The 15,805-nt window shown below is 48.0% G+C and carries 11 protein-coding genes; all 11 read right to left on the minus strand.

The window, feature by feature from the left end:
* Positions 1-5 precede the first annotated feature (5 nt).
* Genes C7460_RS08525 through C7460_RS08575 form a run of 11 tightly spaced genes read right to left on the minus strand, consistent with a single transcriptional unit; the run spans position 6 to position 15,805 of the window.
* A complete protein-coding gene (locus tag C7460_RS08525) occupies positions 6-1,451 on the minus strand; it encodes a sulfatase family protein (RefSeq protein WP_245986260.1) in 1,446 nt (481 codons plus the stop codon).
* A 4-nt stretch (positions 1,452-1,455) separates the two neighbouring features.
* Positions 1,456-3,159, minus strand: a complete 1,704-nt coding sequence (locus C7460_RS08530; RefSeq protein WP_245986262.1) for a glycoside hydrolase family 172 protein — start codon at positions 3,157-3,159, stop codon at positions 1,456-1,458.
* Complete coding sequence (locus tag C7460_RS08535; RefSeq protein WP_115867673.1) at positions 3,156-4,748, minus strand: sulfatase-like hydrolase/transferase; 1,593 nt, start codon at positions 4,746-4,748, stop codon at positions 3,156-3,158. Before C7460_RS08535 ends, C7460_RS08530 begins: the two co-directional genes overlap by 4 nt.
* 31 nt (positions 4,749-4,779) lie before the next feature.
* The gene (locus C7460_RS08540; RefSeq protein WP_115867674.1) at positions 4,780-6,366 is read right to left on the minus strand and encodes an arylsulfatase; all 1,587 of its coding nucleotides are present in this window, start codon (positions 6,364-6,366) and stop codon (positions 4,780-4,782) included.
* A 4-nt stretch (positions 6,367-6,370) separates the two neighbouring features.
* Positions 6,371-7,393, minus strand: coding sequence for a family 43 glycosylhydrolase (locus C7460_RS08545; protein ID WP_115867675.1), 1,023 nt, complete (start codon positions 7,391-7,393; stop codon positions 6,371-6,373).
* A 13-nt stretch (positions 7,394-7,406) separates the two neighbouring features.
* The gene (locus tag C7460_RS08550) at positions 7,407-9,731 is read right to left on the minus strand and encodes a glycoside hydrolase family 95 protein (protein WP_115867676.1); all 2,325 of its coding nucleotides are present in this window, start codon (positions 9,729-9,731) and stop codon (positions 7,407-7,409) included.
* A 33-nt stretch (positions 9,732-9,764) separates the two neighbouring features.
* Entirely contained in the window at positions 9,765-11,276 is a 1,512-nt protein-coding gene (locus tag C7460_RS08555) for a sulfatase (RefSeq protein WP_245986263.1), read from the minus strand.
* Positions 11,277-11,306: 30 nt separating this feature from the next.
* On the minus strand, positions 11,307-12,923 hold the full coding sequence (locus C7460_RS08560; protein ID WP_115867678.1) for an alpha-L-fucosidase: 1,617 nt from the start codon (positions 12,921-12,923) through the stop codon (positions 11,307-11,309).
* A complete protein-coding gene (locus tag C7460_RS08565) occupies positions 12,920-13,579 on the minus strand; it encodes an SGNH/GDSL hydrolase family protein (RefSeq protein ID WP_115867679.1) in 660 nt (219 codons plus the stop codon). The genes C7460_RS08560 and C7460_RS08565 overlap by 4 nt, the downstream gene beginning before the upstream one ends.
* Positions 13,572-14,552, minus strand: a complete 981-nt coding sequence (locus C7460_RS08570) for a family 43 glycosylhydrolase (RefSeq protein WP_115867680.1) — start codon at positions 14,550-14,552, stop codon at positions 13,572-13,574. Before C7460_RS08570 ends, C7460_RS08565 begins: the two co-directional genes overlap by 8 nt.
* Positions 14,549-15,805, minus strand: coding sequence for a DUF6786 family protein (locus C7460_RS08575; RefSeq protein ID WP_221409484.1), 1,257 nt, complete (start codon positions 15,803-15,805; stop codon positions 14,549-14,551). The genes C7460_RS08570 and C7460_RS08575 overlap by 4 nt, the downstream gene beginning before the upstream one ends.

The following is a 15,805-nucleotide window of genomic DNA, read 5'->3' on the forward strand; positions in this document are numbered from 1 at the left end:
TTAAATCATTTCTTTAATTCAGCAGGATCACGCTCCTGAGGTGCTTCCAGGTTTGGTACGCGTTGGTCTGTCCCGATTACGTTCACATCACCCAGTTCTGCACGAATGGCTTCAGCTTGTGTTTTTAGCATGGCAACCACTTCTGGATTTTGGTCGGCTACATTGGTCGTTTCGCCCACATCTTCTTGCAAATTGTAAAGCACGTAATCATCCAGAGTAATGAACCCCTTGTCCACTTTCGGGTGGGTAGATTTGGACCAAAAAGGCTGATCTGCCACCGTTCTGGGCAGGTGCAGTTTCCATTTGCCTTTTCGAACGGCCTGGAGATTGGTCCCATTATAATAATAGGTAAACTCATGTGGAGATTGCTCCGACTCTCCTTTGAGGATATCAAAAATGTCTTTGCCATCTATGGTTCTGGCATTTGGTAGCTCTGCTCCGGCCAGTTTGCAAAAAGTAGGCAAAAGATCCATACTTGAAATGAGGGTATTTGAAACCTGCCCTCCGGGTATTTGCCCTGGCCAATAAAAAATTCCCGGCACGCGATGGCCACCCTCCATGGTGCAGTATTTTCCACCATTGAGTCCTCCGGTTTGGCCTTTCCAGGTGGGGCCATTGTCGGAGGTAAAAACCACCAGGGTGTTTTTGTCCAAGCCATTTGCCTTTAAGGCCTCCATGATGCGGCCAGTGCTATAATCCAGCTCTTGCACGAAATCGCCATAAGCACCACGATCAGAAGTTCCCTTAAACGCTTCGCTGGGCAACAGTGGACTATGCACGATATGGTGGGATACATAGATGAAGAAAGGCTTTTCTTTTTGTTCTTCAATAAATGAAACCACTTTATCCGTATAGGCTGATGTCAGCATTTCACAGGCTACATTCTCCTGCAAGACTTCTTTGTTGTGATAGAGGGTATTGTTATCACCCCAACCTTTGGGATCGTAGTTTCTTGGAATCCCCAGCCACTCATCAAATCCAGCATCCAAGGGGTGCGAACCCGGCACATTCATGCCGAGGTGCCATTTCCCCACCATAAGCGATCGATAACCCGCAGGTTTTAACAGCTCCGGAATGGTCAGCTCCTCAGCGGCTAAACCATAGTCCTTATACTTGAAAAACTGGGGTTTGGTGGCAATCGGATAGCCATTTCTCATGGGATACCTGCCTGTAAGCAGCGAAGCTCGTGATGGACTGCAAACATTGGCCGGGATGAAGAAATCAGTGCTTCGAAATCCTCCTGTAGCCAATGCATCTACATTAGGGGTCTTGATACCCTCTGCCCCATAGCACCCTATGTCGCCATAGCCCAGATCATCTGCAAAGATGACAATGATGTTAGGGGGTATGGCATTCGTTTCCTTACTTTCAGGGTTTGAGTTACAAGCTGAAAGAATTACTATCAGGCAAGCAACACATAAGCTCTCTAATTTCTGAATGTATTTCATCATGTGATCAGTCTAATGTCTGTTTCTCTGTGTTTAGCAGTGCTTTCAATCCTTCCGGATCAGGCGTTCTGTTGGAAGTGGTAGTGGCATCACCGTACCAGTATACTCCCACTCCATATTCCATTTGGCAATCGGTCCAGCTCCACACTTCCATATCCAACTGCAGTGAGCTACCAAATGGCATCACATCCAATGCTCTTGTGCGTGTTTCGGTGCTGTACAGCTGAGTGTTGCGATCGCCAAATTCTGCTTCGGTTTTACGGTTGTTTTTATTGTAAACATTGCTGGCAGGCTGCGCATGGAAGGGATGCTCGTAAAAATCATTACTCATGCCACCCCAGGAGTATCCGTAGTAGTCTTCCGTACCGGTACCAAATATGGAAGGGAAATCTTCACCATCGACCCATATTTTTTCATCGCCTTCACCCCACCATTTTTTTACCGGGTTCCAAATGGTCAATGCATCCCCCACATAGACGCCACGCCCCTTTAGCGTAACATAGTTCCAGTCTGAAAATGGACGCGTAGCTACCGGGTACTCCCCTCTCCAGGTGGCATTGAAGTACATGCTGTTTTCGTCCCAGGTGTAGTCTGCGACCTCTGCCTCTAGTTCAATCTCTACTGCCGCTTCACCCAGGTTTACGACAGAAACCTTCGCTGATTCCTGATAGGGCATCACCCACCGGCAGGACATGGTGCCATCGTCAGCGACTGTGCGGTACCACCCCTGAAAAGGATTGAGCCCAATGCCACTGCCGAAAAAATCACCTATTGGGCACCATACGGTTGGCTGTCCATCAAATTCCATTTTGAGCACCACGGATCGGGTCACTGTAGAATCCTGGTAGCTGCCCAGTTTGAGCTTCAAATTTCGAATTGCCTTCGATCCTGAAGGCAAGGACATAGAGACTTCATCGCCTGTTGTCAACCGCTGTTTTAAAGATTGAGGTGCTCCCTCCTGGTAGCTCTGTGGAGCCAGCAACATATCCCCAACACTAGCTATCTGTTTTTCCTTCGCCTGAAAATCCTCCATTGTGAACGTCTTTACCTTTGTCCCCTCCTCATATTCCCGGTAAGTAAACTGGAAGAAAAAGGGCTTTTCGGTGACGGTGACTTTGCAGCTTTTGGCATACGGAATGGGGAAAAAGGAAATAGCCGAGCGCAGTGACTGGTGGGCAAACGGAAAGGGAATCAAGCCTGTACCGTCCAGAAGTCCCAGCATGTTGCCTTCCAGAGCAGGCTCCTCTGCACCATCCAGGTAAAACTTAATCACGCTATTGGTTCCTGGCTTTTTAGGACCATTGAAAGGCATCCAGGTTCTCACGATGGCTCCCGGCCCCTGATGGTCCATTAGTACCCATTCCTTCGCTCCATTTTTCTCTTCGATACGAACAAAGTTCTGATCCGTTTCTTTACTGTTGAAATCATGGTTGGTAAACCAGCCTACGGTATCCTCTGGAGTCTTTGAGGCTCTATTGTAGCTGCTCTCCTGCTTCAACCGAAAGTCTTTTTCGGGAAACCGGGTGATCGCCTCACGATCAACCATTTCGTTGAGCAGTGATTCGATGCTGATCTGTACTGGTTCAGGTTGCGAACAGGCAGTGATAGCAAATACCAACAAAACCGCAAAAAGCGGATGCTTCACCTTTGCAAAGGTTATAATGTTAGATTGTCCGTTCATCCAAAGCGCATTTTCAAATAGTGATCTCATTTCTTAGTCAGGTTTGTTCTCATTTCGTTCAGACGTGCATCCATATGGGCCACTACATCCGGATATTCATTGTACAAATTCTGGGTTTGATTGGGGTCGGCCTCAAGGTCGTATAGCTGAGCAGGAGGTGAATCCGCTTTGATCTTCCCACCCTCGATATCGCTGTTTGTGCCACTTACCAACTGCACCCCGGCCGGGCCACCCCACGCATGATGGTGTGGCTTGGACCCACCAAAGCCGCCACTTCCCTGAGCGGGTATGTACATCCACTTGCCTTGTCTGAGTCCCAGGTTTTTCTCTTTTCTTGGTGCCAAAAGCAACTCTTCCCGTTTACTCTTTTCATCACTCAAAAAGGTGGGAAGTACGTTGACACTATTTTTCGCTGATAAACTCAAATCTTGCTCCTGACCAGTCAGTGCCGTAAAAGTGGCCAGCATGTCGATGTTGGAAATCAGCTCGTCAGATACTGTACCTGCCGGTACTTTACCCGGCCACTTGACGATGAAAGGTACCCGGTGACCACCTTCCCACACACCAAACTTGAAGCCCAGCAAGTCACCGTTGATTTTGTGCCCTTTTTCCACTGCTATGCGACCGCCCAGATTGAGCATGCCTCCATTGTCACTGGTAAAAATGATTATGGTATTTTCTGTCAGTCCGTTTGCTTCCAAAGACTTTACAATCTCTCCCACCATCCAGTCGAGCTCATGGATGTAATCACCATAAAGGCCGGCCTGGCTGGTGCCTTTGAAGCGTGGTGCCGGAGTAAAAGGATGGTGAATATTGGTAGTGGCGAAATACAGAAAGAATGGATTGTCCTTGTTTTTGGAAATCCACTCCGTGGCTTTCTCCGTGAGATAAGTTCCGGTTTTTTCGTCATCGTAGATCTGATGGGCTTTGTGCGCCCCGGCAAACCAGTTTTCTGTTTTAACGGACGCTTCTTTAGGGAATGTGGGTGTAGGTGAAGGCTCCAGATCTCCCTGATAATTTCTTCCTAAAAAGACCAGCGGATCATTAGGGTCATGGCCAACTACTGTTTTGTTTTCGACATACACGTAAGGGCTGCCACTATTCACAAAAGGTATGCCCCAGTAGTAGTCAAAGCCCACCTCATTGGGTCCGGGTGTCAGAGGTACCTGCCAGTCATTTTCATCCTTACCAAACCCTAAATGCCACTTGCCCAGACATGCCGTGGAGTAGCCTTTCTGCTGGAAAAGCTTACCCACGGTGAGTGTAGCGGTATCAATAATGAGCTTTGAAAGCGTAGGCAATGGCCCCCAGCTATCCACCCGGATGGGATACTCTCCTGTAAGCAATGCATAGCGGGAAGGTGTACAAACGGCAGAAACGGTGTGGGCATCTGTAAATCTTCGGCCCTGCGCTGCCAGTTGGTCGATGTTTGGTGTTTGCACTTTCGTAGCGCCCTGGCAGCTCAGGTCCCCATAACCCAGATCATCCGCATAGATGAGGATGACATTGGGAGGAGTATCTTTAGATTCATTTGTCTGAGAACAACTGATCAACAAAACACCAATAATGAACACTCCTAATAAGTGAGGTAAATGTTTAATCCAACGTTTCTGATTCATATTTATGGTTTTTCAGCGTATGGTGATTCTTTTAGTTCAGCGAGGCCTTTGGTAATACCCGGGTTTTACCGGTAAAATGTCCGTTTGCCAGGTCTCCGCCACAGGCTTCAATCAATTTAGCCTTTAGTGCTATGTACTTCTCCTCGTGATCAGCTATGAGGTCGTTTTCTTCTTTGTAATCCTCTGGCAGATAGTACAGCTGGAATAAGTCCTGTTGGATAAAATAGCGCAGCTTCCATCCATCATTGGTGACCAGAGCCGGTCCCATAAACGAAGCATACACGGTAAAGTCCCTACTCGCTGATTCGGGTTCTCCCATCAAATGAGGTAGGTAAGATCTGCTGTGCTTATCTGCCGGCAGCTGTATGTCCAGCAGGTCAGCAAAAGTTGCCATCATGTCATAGTTAGCCACCAATTGATTGATGGTTTTACCTCCTTCGATATTTCCATTCCAGTAGTAGATCAGAGGCACACGCACTCCTCCTTCCCAGTTGCTGCGCTTAAGTCCAGCCATGCCATCATTGCCATCAAAGACATCCACTGCGGTTTCACTGTAATATTTGACGTTGATGTTATCTATTTTCTCTCCGTAAATATTCTTTTTGACAGGCTTGGGCAGCTTGCCTTCACTTGGGTAGTATAGCTCATGGCCATTATCAGAAGAAAACACAATGATTGTGTTGTCCATCAAATCCAGTTCCTCGAGCTTATTGACGATGGCGCCTACATGGTCATCCAGCATTTTCACCATCGAAGCATAAGTTTTTTCGATCTCCGTCAGGTTTGGGTTGTCTACAAAGTCAGGGTGAATTTCCGGCACAGCAGATGGGCCATGTGGCAGCTGGGTAGGATGATATAAAAAGAATGGTTCGTTTTGGTGATCTTCCAGAAAGGTTAAAATCTTGTCCAGAAAAAGGTTTTGGGAGTATTGCTTTTTGCCGGTCATGTCCCAGCGCTTTTCATAGCCTCCATTTTCATCATATTCGGGTGTTTTGCCACAATCAGCACGGGTATTTCCTGCTATGTCTACCTGATGGCCATTTTCGAATAAAAACGGCGGGTAGAACCCATGGCACCTCACATGGTCATAGTAGCCAAAATAGTAGTCCCAGCCGTGTCTTTTGAGCCGGTTGTGGGTGGTAGCAAAGCCCCAATCCAACTTCCCCACCTGGCCCGTCACATAGCCGGCTTGCTGAAAAACCTCAGCCAAAAACACTTCATCCTCCGGAATCTCACCATACTGTGCGTTTAGTGCGTTTTGGATCATGGTGTGGTTTACCGTGTCATTCGTCGTAATTGCTTTATAAATCCCTCCGTTTGAAATTTTCCACTTATCGGTCTGACAGTCATGGTAGCCTGTCAGCAAACTGGCCCTGGCCGGCGCACAATACATGCTTCCGTATGCGTTTTCGAAACGCACGCCGGCTTTTGACAGTTTGTCAATATGGGGTGTAGCGATGATCTGCTGCCCTTCACTCGATAGCAATCCCCTGCCCAGGTCATCGGCATAGATAAAAACGACATTGGGTGTTTTTGGAGCTCCCGTCGTTTTTGAGAATGTACAACTCCCCAACACGAGCAAAGCACCAACAATCAGTAGGTAGTTTAGGGCTTTCATCTGCTTATTTTTTGTTCATTTCAAATCTCATCAGGTAGGCATAGCCTCTTCCCTGTGTCATGGAAATTCCCCATCCGGGAGTTGTTACATCTGGATTTCCAGATTCCAGATGAGGTCGATATAGACCAGGAGCCATAGGAATGTTTTCCAGGCTATCGTACTTCATGGTAAAGTTCAGGCCATCTGCAGCGTGGTTGATCGATTGGCTCAAAGAAGCCAAACAGGAGACACCCTCCCCTTCCTTCCAGATCAGGACTTCATGACCTCTGTCCAGCAGAGAGCCTTTTTTCTCAAACGGGCCTTCCGGAGAATCGGCGATAGCCACTCCCATTTCGGTGAGTTTGGGTCCTTTTTTACCATGCTCAATACATCTCCCTTTATAATAAAGCCAAATTTTCCCATCTCGCACCAGCAAACTGGCGTCATCTACCCGGTAGCTGTCAAAGTCAGATGAAACCTCACTATGTGCGATCACCGGATTGTTTGGCAAACGCTCAAATGGTCCATCCGGGCTATCTGCTACAGCCACACCGATGGCCGTAAAGTCATTGGTGCTGTTGCCCTCAAACTTACCCTCGGGATTGCTGGGAGTAGGACGCACCGCAGTGTAGTAGAGGTAGTATTTTCCATTGTATACCAAAATATTAGGCGTAAATACCGAATGACTATCAAAAGCACCAGCTTCGCCCAGCCCTAAGGCCATGCCCTGCTCCTGCCAGGTATAGCCTTCATCCTCTGAGGTAGCGTACCAGATGGTACCCCAGTAGCCCGAGCGAACGGGGCTGTCCATACGTGTGTAATACACATAGTACTTTCCGTTTACCTTGATGATATCACTGGGATCCCGCCGATTGTAAACAGAATCTCTTCCGATTCCTGCTACATCCTGATAAGAAAAGGTTACCGTCTCAGTAGGTCGCTGTTCCTGAGTATCTTCTGCTTTACTACTTTTTGAGCTGCAGCCTGAGGTCACAGCCAGAGCATGCACCAAGGCGAAAAGTATAAATGAATTCAAGGATATTTTCATCGTCGTGCTTTTATCAATTCTCGATCTCTAAAAGGTGATTGAAGGTCAAAACTTCTCCTTTGTCCATTTCATAGGTCTTGTAGATGTTTCCATACCTGATCTTTGCCGTGTTGCCCAGCAATGATTTTACCGTGAGCCGGGTCAGTTTACCTTCTGCCCAGGCTATGTCCACTTCAAACCCTCCACGGGCGACAATGCCTTTGATACTGCCCGTAGGCCATGCCTGAGGAAGTGCCGGCAGTACTAATATTTCTCCATCCTGGCTTTGCATGAGCATCTCGGTGATACCTGACACCACCCCAAAGTTGCCATCTATCTGAAATGGCGGGTGCAGGTCCAGGAGGTTGGGCAAAGTAGACTTTCGCTGTAGTGCCAGTATGTTTTCATGCGCCTTTTCGGCATCCTGTAGCCTGGCGAAGAAGTTGATGATCCAGGCCCGGCTCCAGCCAGTATGTCCACCACCGTGAGCAAGTCGGTAATCAATGGTTTTTCTGGCAGCATCAAACAGTTCAGGCGTTTTTACTTTAGAAATCTGGTTGGATGGATGTAAGCCATACAGGTGTGAAATATGGCGATGGCCGGGCATAGGTTCTTCAAACTCTTCTACCCATTCCATCAATCGTCCATCACTGCCAATCTCCAATGGTGGCATTTGGTCCATTTTCATTTTTAGCGTATCAGCGAACGCCTGATCGATACCCAGAATATCGGCTGCTTTGATACAGTTGCTAAAAAGTTCAAAGATGATCTCTCGGTCCATCGTTGGTCCCATGTTGATGGTAGCTATTTTGCCATCATCGGTATTGAAGTTGTTTTCTGGAGAGACAGAAGGGCCTGACACCAACAACCCCGTCTCCGGATGCGGCACCATAAAATCAATCATAAAAAGTGCAGCCTCCTTCATGACGGGATAGGCATAGTTTCTCAAATACGCTTCATCCTCAGTGTACTCATAGTGGGTAAACAAGTGCTGACAACTCCAGGCAGCTCCCATTGGCCACATGCCATACCGGGCTTTGCCAAATGGAGCTGTAGCATGCCAGGCATCGCTGGTATGATGGGCTACAAATCCCCTGGCTCCATAGATTTCACGTGCTGTGATACGTCCCATTTCCCGGAGGTCTCCGATATACTCCAAAAATGGTTTGTGTAGCTCTGCGAGGTTGGTCATCTCCGCCATCCAGTAGTTCATCTGGATGTTGATGTTGATGTGGTAGTCGGAGTTCCACGGTGGCTTGAAACCGGTGGCCCAAATGCCCTGCAGGTTAGCTGGCAAAGTACCCGGACGCGAACTGCTGATCAATAAATACCGACCATACTGATACTGTAAGTGGGTCAGGTAATTATCTACATTTCCTGCCTTCACATTTTCCAATCGCTGATCAGTTGGCAAATCATTCCCGACGCTATCAGAAAGGTCAAGGCTTACCCGATCGAAAAGCGACTGATAGTCCGCAACATGACTTTCCAGCAAGCTTTCATAAGGCTTACCTAATGCCTGAGACAGGTACTGATCCGTGAGTGCTTGTGGATCATCTCCCCTGTAGTCGCTGGCCGCCACTATTCGCAGCACCACTTCGTCTGCCTCCTCTATCGCGAGGGAATTCTCCTTTACCACGGTACGACCTCCTTTTAGGTCAAAATGAATGATCGCATCGAATGTTACTCCATAGCCATTCGAGACGTGCTCGGAGAAGCGAATGGTGTTTTCGTCTACCGCAATTTTCGTGTTTTCTGTACGGTCTATGGCTGCAGAAAAGTTGATATTTCCGGGTTGGTCTGCTGTGTATTTGATGACCATTACCTTGTCTAGGAAGCTTGAGAAACTCTCCTGAGTGTATCCCACGCCATTTTGTTCAAATTCGGTAGTGGCTACAGACTTTCTAATGTCCAGCGTCCTCTTGTAGTTGCTAACATCGGTCAGGTCAGGGCGTGTGATGAGCAGATTGCCCAACATCTGATAGCTGTGCGTACCCGATGGCAAACGCTCAGCCAGCACCTTTGCCTGCACCAGCTCTTCCGCCTCCACATATTTACCATCAAAAAGGAGCTGTCTGATAGAGTCCATGTACAAATGCGCATCGGGCATGTCACGGTCATACTGCTTTTCTCCAGACCAGATGGTCTCCTCATTCATGCAGATGATTTCCCTGTCAGGGCTGCCGTAAAACATCGCTCCCAGGCTCCCATTGCCAATAGGCAGCCCTTCATTCCACTTCGTGGTAGGTGCATCGAACCAAATGGTAAGCGGTGTTTTTGGTTGGTCAGCCCCCTCTTGCTTGCAGGCTATCAGACCCGAGATAAAAAGCAGAATAAGTAATTTGATAAATAGCTTCATGTTAGTCGTTAATTCATAAAATAGTACTCGCCATCAGCTTTCCAGCAGAGAAGCTTGTGGCAATGGCACATTGTTTTCCTTTCTCCATTTCGTCAGTTCCATCAGCAGCCGCGAAGCGATTTCTGGTTTATCATCCACCAGGTTTTCACGCTCCGCCAGATCTTTTTCCAGGTCATACAGCTCCACTTTGCCATCGTTCAGAAATTGAATGAGTTTCCATTTCCTCTTTCTAATAATGCTACAAGGCGGGTTTTTGTAGCGGCTGCCGATGTGCCAATACAGTGGTCGTTCCTCTGAGGACTTGTTTAGATAATGAGGCACCAGACTTTGGCCATCGAGCACGCCAGTGTAATCGCTGATCCCAGCTAGCTCCAGAAAAGTTGGAAAATAGTCGAGCCCTGAAATGAGGACATCAGTCTGTCCGGGGCTGATCTTACCACGCCAATGAGCCAATGCAGGCACCCTTAACCCTCCTTCGTAAACGGTTCCTTTCGCTCCTCTAAGGCGATTGTTCGTACTCTGTAGTCCGTTAAAGCCATTGTCTGAGGTTAATACAATCAGCGTGTTTTGGCGTAAACCTTGCGCATCCAAATGCTCCAGCAAACGCCCGACATTATCGTCCAGCGACTGGATCATCGTAGCATACCCCGCGATCTCTTCCAGCCTTTTGGTGCCTTGCCCTGTGACAGAGTCTGGTAGCTTGTTCATAAACTTTTCCCACCAGACAGAGTCCCGAACTACTGTAGGCCGATGTGGCGCGTAGTAGTGCAGGTTGACAAAAAATGGATTCTCCTGATTGCGATCTATAAAGTCAATGGCTTCATCCGTGAGCCGATCCGTGAGCCACTCATCAGATGGCTTATCTTCGATAAACGGATTTTTGAACGGGGCTATATAACCACCGCTGGGCGCTTTGTAGCCCAAATCATATCCCCTAGCCGGATCTCCCCACCAGGTACCTCCCACATTTTTATGGAATCCACGCCCCTTCGGATAGTAGGCTTGCACTTCATCCGATAAATGACTTTTAAGCCAGCTCAAGTCTCCATTTGCCGGCTGACTTAGTGGCTCTTCAAAAGGGTATTCTTTTGCTGTTTCCGCTAAAGGGTCCGGCCCTACTATGTGCCATTTTCCTATGTGAATGAGGTTGTATCCCGAATCTCTTAAAGGTTCGGAATATACTGTATGTTCCTTGCCCACCGTCCAGCGTGAATAGAGGTTTTGCTCTGGGGCATGCTTTTTTTCCAACACAGGCACGTTGTAAACCTGCGTCCTAAACGACTGCTTGCCTGTAAGCAGTGCTGCGCGAGAAGGTGAGCATGTGGGGTACATATACGCCTGATTGAAAACCAGACTTTGTTTTGCCAGGGCATCCAGATTTGGCGTTTCAAACCACTGACTGCCCATAAAACCAACATCCTGCCACCCCAAATCATCGGCCATGATGAAGATGATGTTGGGCTTATCGGACGTAGGCTCGGCACACGCTGTACTCAGCAGTACCAGCAAAAGTATGATGAGCTTATTTCGATATATTATGTCCACATTGGTTTTCATTTGCATACTAGCACCTGCTTAATGATTCCCATCCAAATCCACCTTTTTCGTGCCTTTAAAGGCATTGTCTACATTCTGCTCTATCGCATTTGGTGTGTGCTGCTCACGGCTGGTCTGTATCTCAAAAGCCCAGGCATGCTGACTTTTACCTAAGTCAGCAGGTGGAACGATGGTAAGTCCATTCGAATCCATACTCCATTCGACAGCCCCATCAGCCCCAAGTAGCTTCACGGATTTAACCTCATTCTGCCCCCAGTCTTCAGTTCCCTCAATGGTGAATTCACCTGTAGGCCGATCCAAAGCGATGGCGTAGAGGTTTTTTCCTTTGGTGGTGAAGGCCAGGTTTCCTGCCTCCTGGTGGTTGATCTTCCAGTAGCGGGTGCCATAAATAGCCTCACCGTTGATACTCAGCCACTCACCCATCGCCTTTAGGCGCTCCACTTGCTCGGGCACCAATGTACCATCTGCCTTCGGACCAATGTTGATCAGGAAGTTGCCATTGCGACTTATCACTTCCACCATTTCGTGGATCACACCCGCTATACTTTTGTAGGTATCACCTTCCAGGTATCCGAAAGACGTACCAAACGTGGTGCAGCTTTGCCATTTAGGGCCTATGGTTTTGAGCTTCAGGTTATCTTTTTCAAAACAGCCCACTCCATCTGGCCAATTGCGATTTCTACCTTTATTGTTGACATAAACTTCCTGTCCGTTAGCTGCTCCATTGTTCATAAAGTCGGTGATCAGCAGTCGGCATTGGTCATACAGGTATTTGATCTCTGGCTTGAAAACTTTTGGCTCCACCTGAGTATTGTTGCCATCGCGAGTGAAGATCGGAATATCATCTATCCACAGCATATCGGGCTGATATTTTGCCTGAATCTCTTTCCATCGAGCTACATACTCATCAATGGCTTCTTTGCTAAAGCCAAAGGGCCCATAAAGTCTTTCTGCTTCGGGCATGCGCTCAATTTCCTCCAGAATGTCTGGACGCGGCTTAGCATCCACCACGTACTTTTTCGTGGTAAAAAAGCTGGTGTGTCTTTCTCTATGATAGGAAGGAGCGTATTTCAGTCCCTTCTTTCGCACGGCTACCCCCAGATCCCCAACAAGGTCCCTTTTTGGGCCCATATCCACGGCATTCCACGGAGTGATTTCAGAATCCCAGTTGGCCCATCCGTCATGGTGCTCGGCTGTAAACACCACATATTTGGCGCCCACCTCAGCAAAAAGCTGTGCCCACTCGTCCGGGTTCCACTTTTCTGCTTTGAACATGGGGATGATGTCCTTGTAACCAAACTCCGGAGGTGCCGCTCCGAATCGCTCTCTCAGGTACGGATAGTAGTGGGCAGTATCATCATAAATCAGTTTCGGCACGTGCTCAGCATATCCCCTTCCGCCTTTGCGATAGCCGATGGCACTATAGGGCCCCCAGTGTATGAATATGCCAATTTTACCGTCATTGAACCAATCTGGCACGGGCATTTGCTGGAGCGACTCCCAACTACCATCATAGGGAGGCTGTTGTGCTTCAGCTTGAGCACCTTTCGGCTGACAGGACACCATCCAAAGGCTAACAAGGAGCACGTTAAGCAAGACAACCACTGATCTACAGATACTTAAATTCGATTTCATTTTAACTGCTTTTTCAAATAGTTAGAAATGTGTTTCCCTAGCTTCTCACTTCCCTTTTCGGTATAGTGCACATCATCATCTCCTTTGCCGTATTTGCGGTGAATTCGCCTGGATTTGGCGTAGATATCGTTAACTGCTACACCGTGCGCTTTCATGATTTTCTTAGCCACTGCATTGTAGCGCTGCGCGTCTTCAGAAAACCTTCCAGCTTCTTCTTCCGGCACGTAGGTTGTAGTTACGAAGATGAGCTCAGCATCTGAGTACTTTTTGATGAGCCGCACCAGCGAGTCCAGATTGGTTTCGTATTCTTCCAGACTGTAGGTAATGGTACCGTTTACTTTGTCTCTCTGACCTTGCACCTGTGACTCAGGATGTCGATAGCACAAATCCCACAATCCCCAATTGAAGTGAATGATGTCCCAATCCGTTTCGCCGATCCAATCTTTGATATGCTTCAGGCCATTTCCGGTATGCTTACCATTCCCCGGATTGTGAACAACTTCTGCGATCCCGTCCAGGTTTTGTTGAACAAATGGCGTATAGCCATTGGAAATAGAATCCCCGATGATGAGCACTTGCTTTTTCTTGGTTTGAAAAGCAGCAACGGTTGTCAGTAGAATTAATAAAACACCTACTCTTATAATGGTCTTATTCATTTATCAATAGTTTTGGTTCCGGCCATTTCAGGTCATAGCGACGTAAAAACGGAAGGCTGCCTTCTTCACTGGCAATCTCAAGCCCCCAGGTAATTGGACTAATATTCGCACTTCCTGCAAAGTGATTTGAGCGATAGGCTCCAGCTGCTGCTGGGCCATTTACCTGATAGTGTTTTTTGAAGTGTAAACCGTCCGAAGCATACATCACCGAACGGGTGATTTCCGGAGGACCTGTACCATCGATCATGGCTGCTACTCCTGAACCTTGCGGCCATACCAGCACCGCATGATTACCGGGGATAATTGGGTTATCCTCATATTTCTTGTAAGGACCTTCCGGGTTGTCTGCCACAGCCACTCCCATCTTGGTTTCATGAGGGCTTTTATCGATTTGGCGTCCTTTGTAGTACAGCCAATACTTCCCTTCCCTGACAATCATGCAAGCATCATCTATCAGGTAGCTATCAAAGTCTTCCGCCTGCTGGCTGTTTGTAAGAATGGGATTGATTGATAGCTTTTCCCATGGCCCGTCAGGAGTGTCTGATACCGCCAATCCAATTTTGGAATCAGGCTTAAATCCTTTTCCATAGTTTTTAGAAACCCCCGTATAAAAAAGCCAATAACGTCCTTTCGCCACCATGATGTTCGGGGTAAAAACACTACCCGCATCCCACGATCCTGCCTGACCTTTAGCAATACACTCTCCTCGTTCTGTCCAGGTGTACCCATCAGGAGAAGTCGCATACCACACCGTAGCATTGTAGCCGGTCTTCTGCGGACCTTTGGAGTACCACACGTAATACTGACTGTCCACCTTAATGATGTCACTAGGATCTCTGCGCATTACTCCCTGCTCCCGGCCAATTCCCGTCACCTCAGTATAAGATACCTTAACAGTATCAAGTCCATCCTGAAAGGGATCGGTTATTAATAGAAAACAGAGCATAAGTAAAGTGGAGAGACTCGTCATCATTTCTCCTTATTTAAAACGGACTCTATTTCCACGAGCGACACACCTAAAACCTGTACGGCAATACGATTGAGAGCTTTTTCATCCCCTTCGAAATGGCACGTGAGCTGCACGTGAGTTCCAGCTTCGCCAGACTTGAGGGCGAGTGCCGGTGAGGATGTTTCCAGTTCGTAAAACGGTCCTAATGGCTTGGCTCCAGGCTCTGGAGGTCCATCATTGTAAGAATTGACTACATCACCGGCATAAGGCGCGTCCTGAATCTCCCACATGGAGTTTACATAATCTGTCACACCTTCCGGTTGATTGTATTTTACGATCGTCAAGATACCATTGGCGGCATCATACGAACCCAGCACATCTTTGGCCCGCTGTGGCGACAAACCAATCTTGCTGCGGAACTGGCCATCACCAGAGAAGAACAGCACACTGTCCCTAACTACCAGCCGATCCTCAGGCACTTTGCCAAAATAAGCGTCATTGACAGCAGGCCCAAGGTCTTCGGCACTGCCAGGCTTGAAAGGAATCACCACGGTGGTGGCAGGCGAGTGGTTAAACATACCCAAAAGCCAAATAGACAGCAGTCCCGATTCTTTTTCCCAATCCTGATTTCCTACATTGGTCAGCGAGTTGGTAGTTTGGTAAGCTACTACGCTGAGTTCCTTTTGTGGGGCTACACCCAACGCCTCAAAAACCTCTTCTGCCGCCAGCACTTCTACTTTGCGCTCAATGGCCATATCAAACTCGAAACCAGAGTAGTTGGTTAGGGACGCATTTTTAGTAAATACAGCACTGCTTTTCGTCTGCGATAATATCTCAAAAGGCTCCAGATCGATCAGTCTGGGTGTGTACCAGTTGTCAAGGTTAAAGTCTGCACCATTTTCGAAGAAAATAGAATACTGACCACCCTCCGGCCCCAACCAAAAGCGCTCCTCACCACCGTAGACGTTGATGTGCTCCATGGTGTCACCTGAGGCAAAAAGCTCGCGGTTGATCCAGCCGAAACTACGTCCTTCACGCCCGCGGGCACTACTCGTCATCACACGACCCTGAAGCGCTGGAGATACAGCCACTCTGCCTTGTCCGTCAGGAGCATTGAGGTTAAGTATGTCGGTGTACTTGCTCATAAAGTCCACATCGTCGGCATACGTGTCGTATGCTTCAGGTGTAGACGTCTGCTGGTCGGACTTTTGAGGGGTACAGCCTATCATGCCTAAAACACATGCCAGTACCAGGGGTGTGATGATGTTTATTTTCAT

Source organism: Marinoscillum furvescens DSM 4134, from assembly GCF_003386095.1.
GTDB classification, from domain to species: Bacteria; Bacteroidota; Bacteroidia; order Cytophagales; family Cyclobacteriaceae; genus Marinoscillum; species Marinoscillum furvescens.

What these genes read in the sequence shown, in the direction of transcription:
- C7460_RS08550 (WP_115867676.1), bottom strand. Translation starts at nt 9,731, where the DNA reads ATGAAGCTATTTATCAAATTACTTATTCTGCTTTTTATCTCGGGTCTG.
- C7460_RS08565 (WP_115867679.1), bottom strand. Translation starts at nt 13,579, where the DNA reads ATGAATAAGACCATTATAAGAGTAGGTGTTTTATTAATTCTACTGACA.
- C7460_RS08545 (WP_115867675.1), bottom strand. Translation starts at nt 7,393, where the DNA reads ATGAAAATATCCTTGAATTCATTTATACTTTTCGCCTTGGTGCATGCT.
- C7460_RS08530 (WP_245986262.1), bottom strand. Translation starts at nt 3,159, where the DNA reads ATGAGATCACTATTTGAAAATGCGCTTTGGATGAACGGACAATCTAAC.
- C7460_RS08540 (WP_115867674.1), bottom strand. Translation starts at nt 6,366, where the DNA reads ATGAAAGCCCTAAACTACCTACTGATTGTTGGTGCTTTGCTCGTGTTG.
- C7460_RS08570 (WP_115867680.1), bottom strand. Translation starts at nt 14,552, where the DNA reads ATGATGACGAGTCTCTCCACTTTACTTATGCTCTGTTTTCTATTAATA.
- C7460_RS08575 (WP_221409484.1), bottom strand. Translation starts at nt 15,805, where the DNA reads ATGAAAATAAACATCATCACACCCCTGGTACTGGCATGTGTTTTAGGC.
- C7460_RS08525 (WP_245986260.1), bottom strand. Translation starts at nt 1,451, where the DNA reads ATGATGAAATACATTCAGAAATTAGAGAGCTTATGTGTTGCTTGCCTG.
- C7460_RS08560 (WP_115867678.1), bottom strand. Translation starts at nt 12,923, where the DNA reads ATGAAATCGAATTTAAGTATCTGTAGATCAGTGGTTGTCTTGCTTAAC.
- C7460_RS08535 (WP_115867673.1), bottom strand. Translation starts at nt 4,748, where the DNA reads ATGAATCAGAAACGTTGGATTAAACATTTACCTCACTTATTAGGAGTG.